Below are 13,893 nucleotides of genomic sequence, written 5' to 3' on the forward strand. Positions count from 1 at the left end.
TGCGTTACGTTTAGGCTGCGCCACTCGGCGCAGCCTTTTCGGTGAACTCTCGTTCTTTGTGTCGGTTCTGATCGAGAAAGCTTATCACGCCTTCCTTGTAGACTCGGTCACCGACAGTGCGCATGTGGTCCCGATCGGGCACCGGAAGGATTTCAGAGCCCGGAATGGCATCCTGAAGTGGCTCAGGGGCTCCGGCAATATCATCACGGGAGCCAACAGCGATTAAAGTTCGGGCTCGTATCTGGCCAAGCTCTTCAACACTCAGTCGCTGACGCGACACCCTTATACATGCGGCGAGAGCGCGAAGATCGCTTTTGGTATTCTCAGCGAAAATCCGGAATGCACGGGCCTGCGGATCAGTGATCTGTTCGAGGCTGTCCGCCTCCAGAGCCCTGGCTATGGCTTCGTCACCAGGCACGCCATTTATCATGTTTTCGGCGAGGCCCGCCAAAATCAGAGAGCGGACATGTTCTGGATAGTTGATCGCCAACACTGCGGCGATGCGGGCGCCCATCGAATATCCCATCACGTCAGCCCGATCGAAACCAAGATGATCCAATAACCGTTTGGCGTCTTTCGCCATCTTGATGGTGGCGTAGGGAGGCGTCTCATAAAGTTTCCCGCTGCGACCATGCCCCCGGTTATCAATGATCACTACTTGACGCCCGGCACGTGCAAGGAGCCTGACCCAGCCAGTGTCGACCCAATTCACTCGGCCATTCGATGCAAAGCCGTGGATCAAAAGGATTGGATCACCCTCCCCTTCCGTTTCATAGTTGATCATCACACCGTCTGATAAGAACTGCGGCACAGGTTGCTCCAGAATTCGACTGACGGACGACTTTGCCGGCATCCATAGGATATGGTATCGGCGGCTCAGCACAACCCCAGGCCCAGGCGACCGATATGGCTCACGCAGTTATTCCTAAGTTTCAAAATGACATGGGTGTCGACATCGTCGAGCTCGGAGCAAAGGAGTTCGAATGCATCGGCGCCAAGCCACCCTTCGATCATCCGCACATCTATTTGGACATGGGCAGCGACAATGAGATCATCTGTCCCTACTGCTCCACCGTTTACCGCTACAAAAGCGACTTAGCGGCAGATCAGTCTCGACCGACCGATGCGCTCTACAAAGAATATGTCGAGGGCTGAACCGCGCCGGTCGATCTCCGGTGCCGGCTCACGGCTACTCATTCGCTCAGCACAGGTTCCCGACATTGCTGTTCTTTCGGCGCTGGCCCAGGAGCTCCGCCGTCACGAGGCTATGCTCTATCAACGGATCGCGCCAGCATCGCAACTCGCAACCTCCTATGTAGAAGAGCTGATGGCAGAGGCTGCTGCGGCCGAAGGCATTCTGCTTGTCGCCGAATGGCATCGTGGGATCGCAGGTTACATTTTCCTGCGACCGCGAGTGATCGATGAAATGCCCGATCACAGTCAGATTCATTACGCCATGGTGGATGATCTGGTGGTGACGCGAGCGCTCCGCGGAAACGGGATAGGACGGCGGCTATTGGAGGCGGGTGAAGCCCAAGCCCGCAAACAAGGCGCAAGCTGGATCCGCATCGGTTCTCTGGCTCGGAACGAAGCAGCTCTGGCCTTGTACAAGGGTGCTGGGTTCCAGGATCACCTGGTGATCCTGGAGAAGCCTCTCCACCAAGTCAGCGCCCAGGATGGCATCGGGGTGGCTCGATCTCAAATCGATTGACATCCTTGCAGCGCCAGCCTTGAAGCCGTGCCTGCAGCGGCCTAAATCATTAGGGAATATCGCTTCACCCGAAACCGAGCAGACAGGCACCCGAATGAACAATCCCTCCAGCAGGATCTTCGACGAAATGGCCAAGATGTTCGGCACTGCCGCGTCGGCTGCTCAGGGTTTGCGGGGCGAGGTCGATAATCTTATTCGGTCGCAGGCTGAGCGAATTCTGGGAGATCTTGAAGTCGTCCAGCGCGAGGAGTTCGACAGCGTCCGGGAGATGGCTCGACTCGCACGGGAGGAAAACCAGGAACTGAGAGCCCGGATCGAGGCACTTGAGAAGCGGCTCGCGGAACCTGTCACAGCAAATGCTTCACGCGCTGCGGTCGGAGAGCCCAAGCGCATACCTCGCGAAGCAAAGGCGAAAACGGCCAAGGCCAAGACGACTCCAGATACCCCAGGCTGATAAGTCTCCATCACCCCTTGGCGTGAAAAGTTTTTGTATACGGCAGCAGTTTGCCTGTGGACTGCGGGTTCGCCTGAAAAGTTAATGACTTGCGCGGCGCCCGCGTCTCCTTCACCGTCCACTTATAGCGGTTGAGTTGATTCGGAGCGCGAAATCTAGTGTGGCACTCCCTAGAGCCGTGTCTCCGGCCATGTCAACTGCCGGAGGGGAGATCATAATGACGGCTGTTCAAGCATTCGTTGACGAGCAGATAAATCCTCTGGACACCATGGAGCTGGTGGCGGCCGCACATGATTGGTCGATTGACCGCAGTGGCGATGATGAGATCAATCTCCTCGTCACCGGTTCATGGAGCGACCTGCATCTTTGCGTCAACTGGCGGGATGATCTCGAGGGCCTTCATCTGGCCTGTGGCTTTGATCTCAAAGTCCCGGAGGGCCGGCGCGAAGAGGTCGCTCGGCTGATCGCCTTGATCAACGAGCAGCTGATGTTTGGTCATTTCGACCTTTGGAAGAGCGAAGGCACCCTGATCTTTCGCAACGGACTGCTGCTTTGTGGGGGTGTCGAAGTCACTGAATCGCAGTGCGAGGCGCTCATTCAACTGGCGCTGGAGAGTTGCGAGCGCTTCTATCCGGCGTTTCAGTTCGTTATCTGGGCGGGCCAGAGCGCTGAGGCCGCGATGGAGGCGAGCCTCCTGGAGACGCAGGGTGAGGCTTGACCACGGAGTGAGCGGATGAATTTCGACGGCAAGCTTGTCCTCGTGGGTGCGGGCAAGATGGGCGGGGCAATGCTCGAAGGCTGGCTTTCGCGGGGCCTCACAGCAGGTCAGGTCGTTGTGATCGATCCGTCTCCTGCACCGGAGATAACCGACCTCATCAACCGCCAGGGCGTCACTCTGAACCCTGTTATTGATGCCATCGACGATGTCGCGGTGGTGCTCATAGCGGTCAAACCGCAGGCGATCGGAGAGGTTTTGCCGACCCTTGCTCCCTTGGCCAAGCAGAAGCCGCTTTTCATCTCCGTCGCTGCGGGGAAGACGCTCGCGACATTCGAAGCGGCGTTTGGTGACGACAAGGCAATCATTCGGGCGATGCCGAATACGCCCGCAGCCGTCGGACGCGGGATTACTGTGCTGTGCCCCAATCAAAACGTAACACATGCACAGCTCGCCCTGGGGGAAGACCTGCTGTCTGCCGTCGGCGAAGTCGACCACATCACGGAAGAGTCCCTCATGGACGCGGTCACAGCCGTATCAGGATCCGGCCCTGCTTATGTCTTCTTCCTAGCCGAATGTCTTTCAGCGGCCGGCATCAAGGCGGGATTGCCCGAGGGTCTGGCCACGAAGCTTGCGCGCGAGACTGTCGCTGGTGCCGGAGAATTGATGCGCGTGTCTGGGCTGCCTGCAGCAGTCTTGCGCGAGAATGTGACCTCGGCCGGTGGGACCACTGCGGCGGCACTCGCCGTGCTGATGTCCGCAGACGGCTTGCGTCCTATCATGCAAAGCGCAGTCGCCGCAGCGACCAGACGATCTAGGGAGTTAGCAGTCTGAGATTTAACCAAAGGAACCTGAGAGCTGTAAAAGACCTTTTCCTATGATGGTCTGAGCGCTTAAGCTTCGAACAAACAGGGAAACAGGATGGCGCAAAAACAACCTAAACAATCGGGCGCAAAGCCCAACCGGCCCCGAAAGACGGACATGCCGACACAGATCAAGGCCGAACAGTCAGACACACCGCGGCAAGCCGTCGTTGACGCGATGCTGAAGCTCGCCGCACTCAATGGTTGGCGGGATCTTTCCTTGCGTGATATCGCCCGCGAAAGTGGTGTGTCTCTGGCGAATGTGCGGTCCAACTACTCGTCGAAAACAGCAATACTCACGGATTTCATAAAGATAACTGACGAGGCCGTTCTGGAGCGAGCCGCCAAGGAGGTCTCCTCCACGGAGGCTCATGACCGTTTGTTCGACGTGGTGATGATGCGTCTCGAAGCGCTTGCTCCCTACAAAACGGCGCTGAAGGCCATTTTTCGGGACGCCGGATCGATCGTTGACGACCTGCCGCTGCTGTTCTGGACCCAAGCGGCGTCGAAGCACTGGATGCTGGTGGCGGCAGACCTCGAGCCCCGCGGAATGAAGGGCATTTTGACGGCATCGGGACTTGCCTTGATCTATGCCAGAGTTTTGCGCACGTGGCTCAAGGAAGACAGTCCTGATTTGCCCCGAACCATGGCGGAACTCGATCGACTGCTGCACAGGGGTGAACGCAGTTTGGAGCGACTCGAGGGGCCGATGGCGCTCTGTGGCATGGCGCAGCGAATGGCCTGCGACTTCGTCCGGCAAGCGCGGCAGTTGCGGCGTGAGAGGCGAGCGAGTCGCACAAGCCGACCCCGCGGCTCGCCTGATGCCGAAACTGCATCGATCTGAGGCTGTAAGCATGGCGGGGGTCGTAGAGCCGGCAATCACCTTCGATGATTTTCTGAAGGTGGACATTCGCGTGGGCACGATCGTGCAGGCAGAGCCCTTTCCGCAGGCCCGAAAGCCCGCTTTCAGGTTGTTGATCGACTTCGGAGACCCCGTCGGCGTCAAAAAGAGCTCGGCTCAAATTACCGTCCATTATTCCATCGAGGAATTACTCGGACGAAAGGTGGCCGCTGTGGTGAACTTTCCGCCGCGGCAAATCGGGCCCTTTATGTCAGAGGTGCTTACGCTGGGTTTCACCGACGCTGACGGTCACATCGTGCTCGCCGGGATCGACCACGACGTTCCGAATGGTAGCCGTCTCTGCTGATCTACCAGACCGGCGTCTGCACAATCGCCCTCAGACCACCTTTGGGGCTGTCGGCGAGGGTAATGTCTCCACCGTGACTTCTTGCTATGTCACGAGCGATTGCCAAACCGAGCCCCGTGCCACTCTCATCCTGATTACGCGCATCATCCAATCGAAAGAACGGTCTGAACACGGCTTCCCGCTGGCTTGGTGCAATACCGGGACCGTCATCATCGACAATCAAAGTCAGATGCCTGTCATCAAGCGATGCCGATATTGAGATGTTGGCGGCATGCCGGGCGGCATTGCCCACAAGATTTGCCAAGCATCGCTTATAGGCGTTCGGCTTCACGGGAGCCCAGAGTTCTTCTGGGACGGCACAATGTACATCTCTGCCCCGCTTTTGCCCGATACGGGCGACAGAGGCTACGATTGAGGAAATATCTGCGTCAACCGACCGTTCGCCTCCGTCACCACGGACAAAAGCCATGTAGTCCTCGAGCATGCCCTGCATTTCGTCGGCATCACGCTTCAGTTCTTGGGTCTGTGGCGTATCACCAAGGCAGGCGAGTTCGAGCTTGAAGCGCGTGAGGATCGTACGGAGGTCGTGGCTGACACCGGCCAGCATGGCTGTGCGCTGCTCCACATGCCGCTCAATCCGCTCGCGCATATTGTTAAACGCCAGGGCAGCAACTTGAACTTCAGCAGCTCCGCGAGGTTGGAAGGGTGGCACATCCCGCCCCATTCCGAAGCTCTGTGCCGCCTCGGCCAGCTGGAGAATTGGCTTGATCTGATTGCGGAGGAATATGACCGCAACGAACATAAGAACCAGGGAGGAGCCGACCATCCAGAGCAGGAAGATATGGGTATTCGAGGCGTAGGCCCGGCTTTGGTTGGTGAGCACGCGGAAGATCATACCCGGCGCAACTTCAACGCGGACATCCACATAGCCGGACCGTCCCAAGGTATCCAACCAGAATGGTCTGTCCACAAAGCGGGCGATGTATTTCGAGAGTTTGATATCGAGCAGTGAGAAGAGCGGCTTTTCAGCGGGCGGCGGCAAATCATGCCCTTCAACAATACTCAATCCCAGATCGAGGGTGTCATTTGCCATCCTGAGAAGATGCGCCCGATTCTCAGGGGTTTTTGGATAATAGTCATAGGCTTCCACGATCAATGCGATTTCGCGCGCGACCGACTTCGAAAGCTGTTTCGTTACGCGGTCCCAATGACGCTCCATGAAAATGAAGGCCATAATCGACTGAAGGAGCACGATGGGCGTTATGATGATAATCAGCGACCGGGGATAAAGACCATCGGGCAGATGACGCTCCAGAAAACGGTTGAAGCGCCAGTAGAGCCCAGGCTGAACTGCTCGCTCGGGTCCGACGTCAGTGATGGAACTCATATTTGCCGCCTGTTCAGCGCGTGCATCCTAATCCGTGTAGAGAATATAGCCTGAACCCCTTACGGTTTGCAGATAGACCGGTGTCGCGGGATCGGCCTCTATCTTCCGCCGCAACCGATTGATCTGCACATCGACGGCCCGAACACTCTCACTGGAATTTTCACCTGCAAGCTCATTTCGGCTTATCGCTTCACCTCGGCGCTCTGCGAACAGCCTCAGCAAATCACGCTCTCGGCTGGTGAGCTTTACCGTCTGGCCATCACGCCTGAGCTCACCTCGCTGCAGATTGAAGCTGCAAGACCCCATCATAATATCCTGGATCGGAGCCGCAACCTTTGTTTTACGGCGCAAGATATTGGCAATTCGCAGGAGCAGTTCCTGGGGCTCGAAAGGCTTGCTGATATAGTCGTCCCCACCGGACGACAGTCCTTCGATCCTGTCACTGCTCTCCGCAAGAGCAGATAGAATCAAGATTGGAACGTCGTTGGTCTCCCGCAAAGAGCGGGTCAGAGACAAACCGCTTTCGCCAGGCATCATGACGTCGACGATAAGCAAATCGAAGGCGAAAGACATCATCGCCTTACGTGCCTCGTCAGCTTGAGCGGCGGCCGTTACACGATAGCCATTACTGGTAAGATATGACTTCAGCAGTTCACGAATGCGACGGTCATCATCGACAATGAGAATATGGGATGCTTCGTCCTTGAGGCTCATGAGGCTATTATCCGAGCGAAACTAACCAGTCTGCCGATCCGGCACTGCGAGACGGGCCACGTGCTCACGATCTTCAGCGTTGATCAAGTTGAAGAGTAGCTGCTCGCAATTCTTGCCGCCGTCCGGCAGTGCTTCAATCGCTGCCTTCACCCGCTGAAGCTGCGGGGCCAGCAGGCTCAAGCGCAGTTCATCTCCCGGTGGGGTCAAGTAGAGGAGCCTTTGGCGACGATCCTCCCTGCCCTCCTCCTGATAAACATATCCCTGCTCAATCAGCTCACGAAGCACGCGTCCTAAGCTCTGCTTGGTAATCCGCAATATATCAAGGAGTTCTGCCACGCGTATGCCGGGATTGCGGCCGACGAAGTGGAGGATGCGATGGTGCGCTCTCCCAAAGCCGTAATCGCTGAGGATCGCATCGGGATCTGAAACGAAGTCCCGATAGGCGAAGAACAGGAACTCGATCACCTTCAACAATCGATCGCGGTCACCATCATCGTGCTTGGCAGATGCCGCGGTATCGCTTTCTAATCCAACTATGATAACCTCCATCCGAGGCGGAAGGCCCGCATCCAAATTATGTAAGCCATATTGACATATTTTGGAACGATAGTTACTTCTACGCCTCCCTCTGCGAAACTTCCTCTCCTTTTCGGTTTGGTGGTGTCGTTAAGGGGCTACTTTGGACTAAAGACTGCGAGATGCGTGGTCGCCGAGGCTTGCTGGAAAGCCGAAGAAGCGATCGGCACAGTCGAAGGGATGTCGCGGCGGCCTGGTCGTTCTCGGACCAAGGACCTCCTATGGAATTTGAGGAGTTTGGACGATGAGCGTGCTGCCTTTCGATCAGCGCGACGGTCACATCTGGTTCAATGGGAAGCTGGTTCCCTGGGCCGACGCCAAGCTCCACGTCCTTAATCATGGTCTCCATTATGCCAGTTGCGTCTTTGAGGGCGTAAGGGTCTATGGAGGCGAAATCTTCAAGTCGATCGACCACACCGAGCGTTTGTTCAACTCGGCCCGTCTCCTGGACTTCGAGATCCCCTATACTGTGGCTGAGATCGAGGACGCCTGCCGGCAGCTCATCAAAGCCCAGAAAATCGTTGATGGCTATATCCGGCCACTTGCGTGGCGCGGGCCAGAAATGATGGGGGTCTCAGCGCAGTCTTCAAAAATCCAGGTGGCAATCGCGACTTGGCAGTGGCCGTCTTACTTCGATCCTGCAGAGCGCCTCAAGGGCATCCGTCTCGACATTGCCGATTGGCACCGCCCCGATCCCAGGACGGCACCCTGCAAGAGCAAGGCCGCTGGTCTCTACATGATCTGCACGTTGTCGAAACACGCCGCCGAGAAAAAGGGATATGCAGACGCGTTGATGCTGGACTGGCGCGGCCAGGTTGCGGAGGCAACAGGTGCGAACGTCTTCTTCGTGAAGGACGGCGATCTGCATACACCGACACCGGACTGTTTCCTCGACGGCATCACTCGACGCACGGTGATCGATCTTGCCAAAGCTCGGGGCCTCAAAATCATCGAGCGGGTCATCATGCCCGAGGAGATGGAGGGTTTCGAACAGTGCTTCATCACCGGAACGGCGGCAGAAGTGACCCCGGTGTCGGAGGTCGGTCCCTATAAGTTCGTGGTCGGCGATATCACCAAGAGCCTGATGGAAGACTACATGACGGCTGTCCGGCCCAAATCCAGCGGTCAGGTGCAGGCTGCGGAATAGTCCAAGCCCTCACACTCTCGTGATCTGAGCAAAGGCGCGCCTGAAAGGGGGCGCCTTTACTCGTTTCTCGTCAGATTAGCGATGACTGTTGCTCAAGCGAACTATAGAATCTCACGACGCTAAAGGTTGGGGAGTGGGATATGAGCAGCGCCACGCGGCGTCTCAGCTGGATGCCGCAGATCATTGTAGTCGCGCTCCTTTTCTGCGCGCCTCAAAGTCTGCGGGCAGAAATCACAAATGACGCCGTGGCCGCGGAGCTGCGTCAGATCATCGTCTCCGACACCAAGACAATCGGGACCGATGATGGGGATGAGAGGCTCTTCGGCGTCTATACCTATTATGAAGAACGCGACTTCAAGCCGCTCTGGGTGCGCGACAACGGGACGAAAGCCAAGGCTAAGGACTTCCTGGATATCATCCGGGCTGCTGAGGAGGACGGCCTCGATCCCAACAATTACCGAGCCAATGAGATCGCCGCGCGCATTGACGCGCAGGATCCCAGAAGCCTTGCCGAGCTTGACCTTCTGCTGTCGCGATCCTTCATCGATTACGGAAATGACATCTCGGTCGGGCGGGTGATTCCCGATCAGGTCGGGACCGATATTCACATCAAACCCAAAGGCCCGGGGCCTTTGACGCTGCTGGACGGGGTCGAGCAAGCTGAGGATATGGGGCCATATGTCGACAGCTTGGCGCCCGCTTCAGCCAATTACGCGCGCCTCAAAGAGGCCCTGATGCTGTATCGGGACATCGAGGCCCGGGGCGGGTGGCCGTCGCTTCCAGAGGGCCCGACCATGAAGCCGGGAACTGTCGATGCCCGGACTCCGCTTCTCCGAAGGCTCCTGATCGCCACAGCGGATCTGTCCGCCTCAGCGCCGGACATGAATGAACTTTACGACGGCGCCGTGGTTGAGGGGGTCAAGCTTTTCCAGGAGCGTCACGGCCTCACTGCCGATGGCGTCATCGGACCCGGCACGCTGGAAGCGTTGAACGTGCCCGTGGAGGAGCGTATCCGCCAGCTTGTTCTCAACATGGAGCGGCGACGCTGGATGCCGGACGACACCGGCAAATACTATGTCTTCGTCAACCTCGCCGACCAGTATTTGAAGATCGTCGATGACGACCGCACAGTTCACGATGCCAAGCTTGTCGTGGGTAAGCCGTTCTCACGGACGCCTATTTTCACGCAGAAGATGAGCTATATCGTCTTCAATCCCTACTGGAACGTCCCGACATCGATCGCGGTCAATGAATATCTTCCGAAGCTGAAGGCAAACCCGGCCGCATTGGCTGCTCAGAACTTCGAAGTTGTGCGGGGAGAAACGGAGATCAGTCCCTATTCCGTCTCCTGGGCAAATTACGGACGCGGCAACTTTCCATTCGTCCTGCGCCAGAAACCAGGACCGAAGAATGCTCTGGGACGACTGAAATTCATGTTTCCCAATCCATACAACATCTACATCCACGACACCCCCGCCAAGAGCTTGTTCGACCGGGACAATCGATTCTTCAGCCATGGCTGTATGCGCGTACAGAATCCAGAGGAACTGGCAAAAGTTATCCTCAGCCACGATGATCCATCGTGGACGATGGAGCGCATCGAGCAGGAGCTGAAGGTCAACAGGAACAAGGCGGTTAGACTCAAAAAGGCGATTCCGGTCTATGTCACCTATCTCACAGCTTGGGCGAACAAAGACCGCGCCGTCAATTTCCGCAAGGATGTCTATGGGCGCGACCAGGAGCTTTTGGTCGCGTTGCGAAAGGTCGGAGATGTCGTCAATTGAGGTCAAATGACCCTCCATCTCATCAAGCTGTGCGTCGGGTGCGATTCGATCGATGATCTTGTCCAGTGGCAAGCTGAGCGGCGTGCCCGCGGGGAAGAGATCGGCCACACAACCCGCATGTTTCCGAAGCGGCGAAACGACGTGCTCGACGGCGGCTCGCTTTATTGGGTCATTCGCGGCCAGATCCAAGTGCGCCAGGAGATCATTGACCTGGTCAGTCTGGTCGAACATGACGGCGTCTCACGCTGCCGAATCGTGCTCGACCCATCCCTGGTGATCGTGCGCCCCACGCCCCGCAAAGCCTTTCAGGGCTGGCGTTATTTCGACCATGCGGACATCCCACATGATCTCGGCATTGCCATCGGTGAGGATATTCCGCCGCAGATGCGCAAGGAACTCCTGGAGCTTGGATTGTTGTAGGCAGCGGTCGCCAACTCGCCATCATTTTCCGGCACAGGACTTCTCATGCCGCTTTATGCGATCCCCTTCCCCGCCATTGATCCCGTCATCTTTGCCGTCGGTCCCTTTGCCATTCGCTGGTATGCCCTTGCCTATATCGTCGGGCTCCTGTTTGGATGGTGGTATGTCCGCCGTCTGGTCTCGAGCCAGTCTTTATGGACCGGCGCGGCGCCGTTGACCCCGACGGACATCGACGACCTCTTCCTATGGGCGGCCCTGGGGGTCATCCTCGGTGGTCGTGCGGGTTATGTGCTGTTCTATAATTTTCCCTCCTTCATGGCCAACCCGACCGAGATTTTCAAAGTTTGGCACGGGGGGATGTCTTTCCATGGCGGGTTTCTGGGGGTCATCGTCGCTGTCGTCGCCTTCGGCTGGCGCAGGAAGGTCAGCGGCTTCACTATGCTGGATCTCGCGGCCGCGGGCACTCCGATCGGGTTGCTTCTCGGAAGGATCGCGAACTTCATCAATGGAGAACTCTATGGCCGTGTCACCGACGTCGCATGGGGCGTGGTCTTCCCCACCGATCCCGAACAAGTGCCGCGGCACCCCAGTCAACTCTATGAGGGCATGCTAGAGGGACTTATCCTCTTCACCGCGATTGTTTGGCTCATCCATCGCCGGAAAGCCCTTGCAAGGCCGGGCCTGGTCGCCGGCGTCTTCACATTTGGTTACGGCTTGGTGCGCATCTTTGTAGAGTTTTTCCGCATGCCGGACGTGCAGATCGGCTTCCTTGCCGGCGGCCTCACCATGGGGATGCTGCTATCGGTACCGATGCTGGTCGTCGGCCTATGGCTCATCCTGCGCGCGAAGGCGCTCCCCACAGTGCCCGTCGCCAGATGAGCACGCCGACCCGCCTTGAAGAGCTGATCCGTCATAGGATCGAAGTCGATGGCCCCCTGCCTCTCGACCGTTACATGGAGCTATGTCTATCGCACCCGACGCTTGGCTATTACATGCATGGCGAGCCCATCGGTGTCGGTGGTGATTTCATTACGGCACCCGAGATCAGCCAGATGTTCGGCGAGTTGATCGGCATCTGGTGTGCGAATGTGTGGCAGATGATGGGCTCTCCAGAGCTCCTCAGACTCGTCGAACTTGGCCCGGGCCGGGGCACGCTGATGGCGGACATCGCACGGATCGCCGAACGGGTTCCAGGCTTCGCCGAAAGTGTCCGCCTCCACCTGGTGGAGACCAGCCCGACTCTAATCCAGATACAGCAAGAGCGTTTGGCCGGCAAAGGCGCTCAATGGCATCCTGCCGTAGATGCGGTGCCAGAAGGCCCTTGTATCATCCTTGCTAATGAGTTCTTCGATGCGTTGCCGATCCGGCAGTTCGAATGGCGCCACGACGGATGGTCGGAGCGCGGCGTCGGTGTGAAAGCTGACGGGACTCTTGGCTTTGGGCTTATTCCCCATTCCGCTCCGCCTCCCTCCTGGGCTCTTCCGGCTGGCCCCCGCGAGGACGGAACGATCCTCGAAGTCAGCGAAATCCAGACGACCTTGGCCGGACAGGTGGGGGCACACATACAGGCTCACGGCGGGGCGCTGCTGATCATCGATTACGGATATGTTGAAGTTGCCTATGGTGACAGCCTACAGGCGCTGCGGATGCATCGGTCAGTATCGCCTCTTGAGGACCCTGGAGATTGCGATCTCACCGCCCATGTGAGCTTCGCTTCCCTGGCTCGTGCCTTGCGTCAGACCGGCGTCAAGGTCTCCCGTGCACTGACACAAGCTCAGTTCCTCAATGCGTTGGGCTTGACCCTCCGCGCTGAACGGCTGAAGGGTTCAGCCAATGAGAGGCAGCGTGCCATGATCGATTCGGCAGCTGCCCGGCTGACTGCTTCGGGGCCAACCGGGATGGGAGAGCTGTTCAAGGTGCTGGCCGCGTGGCATCCCTCGCTTCCGGCACTGGTTCCGTTCACCAGCGAGGCGTTATGATCGAAGCAAAGAACCTCATCAAGATCCCTGAAGTCCGGCATGGCTTCTTCACTCGAATTGGTGGCTTTTCCAGCGGCATCTACGCCACGATGAATTGTGGCCTCGGCTCTCAGGACGACCCGTCATTGGTCCTGCGCAACCGAGAAATCGTCGCCACATCCCTCGGCCTTCTCCCCCATGAGCTCATTACGTCCTACCAACATCACAGCGCCGACGTGATCACCGTCACCCGGGCTTGGGGCACGTCAGGGCTACCCAAGGGCGATGCTATGGTGACAGATCGTCCGCATATCGCCATTGCCGTCACCACGGCGGACTGCGTACCAGTCCTGTTCGCCGATCGGCGCGGCAGGGTGATTGGAGCAGCCCATGCGGGCTGGCGCGGCGCTTTGGCTGGCATCACTTCCAACACAATCCTGGCGATGGAGCGTCTGGGTGCCAGGCGCGAAGATATTGTCGCTGCTGTGGGCCCAGCCATCTCCGGTGCGGTCTATGAGGTGGGGCGGGAACTTCGCGACGCCTTCCTGGCCCGCGACAGGGCTAATGAGCCGTTCTTTAGTGAGGCTTCTCGGCCCGACCATTTTCTTCTGGACCTCCCCGCCTACGTGGAGGCGCAGCTAATTGGCGAAGGCATCGGCTCTGTCGATCGAATCGATCGCTGCACCTATCGGGACGAAGACCATTTCTACAGTTATCGGCGCGCCACACATCGCGGGGAAAGTGATTATGGCCGTCAGTTATCGGCGATTACACTTGGACCCGAAGTTTTCGTGGGGCAAACTTCGTAAGCTCGCCAACATGTTCGTGAACGCGTCGCCATGCCTTTGACACCCTGGAAAGGGATCTTAGGGTGCAGATCAGAGGTGCATACCGGATGGTCGAACATCGCTTGGACTAGGCACCAAGAATATCGTCTTGAGAGGGCCGTCTTGGGG

17 protein-coding genes are annotated in these 13,893 nt (G+C 57.8%); 13 read left to right on the forward strand and 4 right to left on the reverse strand.

Going from position 1 to position 13,893, the window contains the following annotated elements:
* Nucleotides 1–10: 10 nt before the first annotated feature.
* Nucleotides 11–811, reverse strand: a complete 801-nt coding sequence (locus FKM97_RS10130; RefSeq protein WP_246105018.1) for an alpha/beta fold hydrolase — start codon at nucleotides 809–811, stop codon at nucleotides 11–13.
* A gap of 95 nt (nucleotides 812–906) precedes the next feature.
* Between FKM97_RS10130 and FKM97_RS10135 the strand changes: the two genes are divergently transcribed.
* The 7 genes from FKM97_RS10135 (at nucleotide 907) to FKM97_RS10165 (ending at nucleotide 4,951) form a co-directional block, all read left to right on the forward strand.
* Nucleotides 907–1,155, forward strand: coding sequence for a zinc-finger domain-containing protein (locus FKM97_RS10135; RefSeq protein ID WP_144292306.1), 249 nt, complete (start codon nucleotides 907–909; stop codon nucleotides 1,153–1,155).
* A complete protein-coding gene (locus tag FKM97_RS10140; RefSeq protein ID WP_170240846.1) occupies nucleotides 1,142–1,711 on the forward strand; it encodes a GNAT family N-acetyltransferase in 570 nt (189 codons plus the stop codon). Before FKM97_RS10135 ends, FKM97_RS10140 begins: the two co-directional genes overlap by 14 nt.
* Nucleotides 1,712–1,805: 94 nt before the next feature.
* Nucleotides 1,806–2,165: an accessory factor UbiK family protein gene (locus tag FKM97_RS10145; RefSeq protein ID WP_144292308.1), complete on the forward strand. Its 360-nt coding sequence runs from the start codon at nucleotides 1,806–1,808 to the stop codon at nucleotides 2,163–2,165.
* Between the two features lie 217 nt (nucleotides 2,166–2,382).
* Entirely contained in the window at nucleotides 2,383–2,883 is a 501-nt protein-coding gene (locus FKM97_RS10150; RefSeq protein ID WP_144292309.1) for a type III secretion system chaperone family protein, read from the forward strand.
* Nucleotides 2,884–2,898: 15 nt separating this feature from the next.
* Nucleotides 2,899–3,714, forward strand: coding sequence for a pyrroline-5-carboxylate reductase (proC, locus tag FKM97_RS10155; RefSeq protein WP_144292310.1), 816 nt, complete (start codon nucleotides 2,899–2,901; stop codon nucleotides 3,712–3,714).
* Nucleotides 3,715–3,861: 147 nt separating this feature from the next.
* Nucleotides 3,862–4,587, forward strand: a complete 726-nt coding sequence (locus FKM97_RS10160; RefSeq protein WP_170240847.1) for a TetR/AcrR family transcriptional regulator — start codon at nucleotides 3,862–3,864, stop codon at nucleotides 4,585–4,587.
* Nucleotides 4,588–4,597: 10 nt separating this feature from the next.
* Nucleotides 4,598–4,951, forward strand: a complete 354-nt coding sequence (locus FKM97_RS10165) for a tRNA-binding protein (protein WP_144292312.1) — start codon at nucleotides 4,598–4,600, stop codon at nucleotides 4,949–4,951.
* Nucleotide 4,952: 1 nt separating this feature from the next.
* Here FKM97_RS10165 and FKM97_RS10170 read toward each other — a convergent pair whose 3' ends face one another.
* The 3 genes from FKM97_RS10170 to FKM97_RS10180 are packed head-to-tail and all read right to left on the reverse strand — an operon-like array spanning nucleotide 4,953 to nucleotide 7,517.
* Nucleotides 4,953–6,338 (reverse strand): ATP-binding protein, encoded by a 1,386-nt coding sequence (locus FKM97_RS10170; protein WP_144292313.1) that lies wholly within the window; start codon nucleotides 6,336–6,338, stop codon nucleotides 4,953–4,955.
* Between the two features lie 27 nt (nucleotides 6,339–6,365).
* Entirely contained in the window at nucleotides 6,366–7,052 is a 687-nt protein-coding gene (locus FKM97_RS10175) for a response regulator (protein WP_144292314.1), read from the reverse strand.
* Nucleotides 7,053–7,073: 21 nt separating this feature from the next.
* Complete coding sequence (locus FKM97_RS10180) at nucleotides 7,074–7,517, reverse strand: MarR family winged helix-turn-helix transcriptional regulator (RefSeq protein WP_342783550.1); 444 nt, start codon at nucleotides 7,515–7,517, stop codon at nucleotides 7,074–7,076.
* Between the two features lie 355 nt (nucleotides 7,518–7,872).
* Between FKM97_RS10180 and FKM97_RS10185 the strand changes: the two genes are divergently transcribed.
* The 6 genes from FKM97_RS10185 (at nucleotide 7,873) to pgeF (ending at nucleotide 13,746) form a co-directional block, all read left to right on the forward strand.
* Nucleotides 7,873–8,775, forward strand: a complete 903-nt coding sequence (locus FKM97_RS10185; RefSeq protein WP_144292315.1) for a branched-chain amino acid aminotransferase — start codon at nucleotides 7,873–7,875, stop codon at nucleotides 8,773–8,775.
* A gap of 140 nt (nucleotides 8,776–8,915) precedes the next feature.
* Nucleotides 8,916–10,559, forward strand: coding sequence for a L,D-transpeptidase family protein (locus tag FKM97_RS10190; protein WP_144292316.1), 1,644 nt, complete (start codon nucleotides 8,916–8,918; stop codon nucleotides 10,557–10,559).
* A 6-nt stretch (nucleotides 10,560–10,565) separates the two neighbouring features.
* A complete protein-coding gene (locus FKM97_RS10195; protein ID WP_144292317.1) occupies nucleotides 10,566–10,979 on the forward strand; it encodes a DUF1489 family protein in 414 nt (137 codons plus the stop codon).
* A 45-nt stretch (nucleotides 10,980–11,024) separates the two neighbouring features.
* Complete coding sequence (gene lgt / locus FKM97_RS10200) at nucleotides 11,025–11,858, forward strand: prolipoprotein diacylglyceryl transferase (RefSeq protein ID WP_144292318.1); 834 nt, start codon at nucleotides 11,025–11,027, stop codon at nucleotides 11,856–11,858.
* Nucleotides 11,855–12,958 carry a class I SAM-dependent methyltransferase gene (locus tag FKM97_RS10205; RefSeq protein ID WP_144292319.1) on the forward strand — a complete coding sequence of 368 codons (1,104 nt, stop codon included), beginning with the start codon at nucleotides 11,855–11,857 and terminating at the stop codon, nucleotides 12,956–12,958. The genes lgt and FKM97_RS10205 overlap by 4 nt, the downstream gene beginning before the upstream one ends.
* Nucleotides 12,955–13,746 (forward strand): peptidoglycan editing factor PgeF, encoded by a 792-nt coding sequence (gene pgeF / locus FKM97_RS10210; protein ID WP_144292320.1) that lies wholly within the window; start codon nucleotides 12,955–12,957, stop codon nucleotides 13,744–13,746. Before FKM97_RS10205 ends, pgeF begins: the two co-directional genes overlap by 4 nt.
* Nucleotides 13,747–13,893 lie beyond the last annotated feature (147 nt).

The sequence above is a fragment of the Rhodoligotrophos appendicifer genome (assembly GCF_007474605.1).
In the GTDB taxonomy this organism is placed as follows: Bacteria; Pseudomonadota; Alphaproteobacteria; order Rhizobiales; family Im1; genus Rhodoligotrophos; species Rhodoligotrophos appendicifer.

Excerpts from the sequence above, each read along its gene's own strand:
- FKM97_RS10205 (WP_144292319.1), top strand. The coding sequence starts at position 11,855 with ATGAGCACGCCGACCCGCCTTGAAGAGCTGATCCGTCATAGGATCGAA.
- FKM97_RS10150 (WP_144292309.1), top strand. The coding sequence starts at position 2,383 with ATGACGGCTGTTCAAGCATTCGTTGACGAGCAGATAAATCCTCTGGAC.
- FKM97_RS10160 (WP_170240847.1), top strand. The coding sequence starts at position 3,862 with ATGCCGACACAGATCAAGGCCGAACAGTCAGACACACCGCGGCAAGCC.
- FKM97_RS10195 (WP_144292317.1), top strand. The coding sequence starts at position 10,566 with ATGACCCTCCATCTCATCAAGCTGTGCGTCGGGTGCGATTCGATCGAT.
- FKM97_RS10185 (WP_144292315.1), top strand. The coding sequence starts at position 7,873 with ATGAGCGTGCTGCCTTTCGATCAGCGCGACGGTCACATCTGGTTCAAT.
- FKM97_RS10190 (WP_144292316.1), top strand. The coding sequence starts at position 8,916 with ATGAGCAGCGCCACGCGGCGTCTCAGCTGGATGCCGCAGATCATTGTA.
- FKM97_RS10140 (WP_170240846.1), top strand. The coding sequence starts at position 1,142 with ATGTCGAGGGCTGAACCGCGCCGGTCGATCTCCGGTGCCGGCTCACGG.
- FKM97_RS10135 (WP_144292306.1), top strand. The coding sequence starts at position 907 with ATGGCTCACGCAGTTATTCCTAAGTTTCAAAATGACATGGGTGTCGAC.
- lgt (WP_144292318.1), top strand. The coding sequence starts at position 11,025 with ATGCCGCTTTATGCGATCCCCTTCCCCGCCATTGATCCCGTCATCTTT.
- pgeF (WP_144292320.1), top strand. The coding sequence starts at position 12,955 with ATGATCGAAGCAAAGAACCTCATCAAGATCCCTGAAGTCCGGCATGGC.
- FKM97_RS10170 (WP_144292313.1), bottom strand. The coding sequence starts at position 6,338 with ATGAGTTCCATCACTGACGTCGGACCCGAGCGAGCAGTTCAGCCTGGG.
- FKM97_RS10145 (WP_144292308.1), top strand. The coding sequence starts at position 1,806 with ATGAACAATCCCTCCAGCAGGATCTTCGACGAAATGGCCAAGATGTTC.
- FKM97_RS10165 (WP_144292312.1), top strand. The coding sequence starts at position 4,598 with ATGGCGGGGGTCGTAGAGCCGGCAATCACCTTCGATGATTTTCTGAAG.
- proC (WP_144292310.1), top strand. The coding sequence starts at position 2,899 with ATGAATTTCGACGGCAAGCTTGTCCTCGTGGGTGCGGGCAAGATGGGC.
- FKM97_RS10175 (WP_144292314.1), bottom strand. The coding sequence starts at position 7,052 with ATGAGCCTCAAGGACGAAGCATCCCATATTCTCATTGTCGATGATGAC.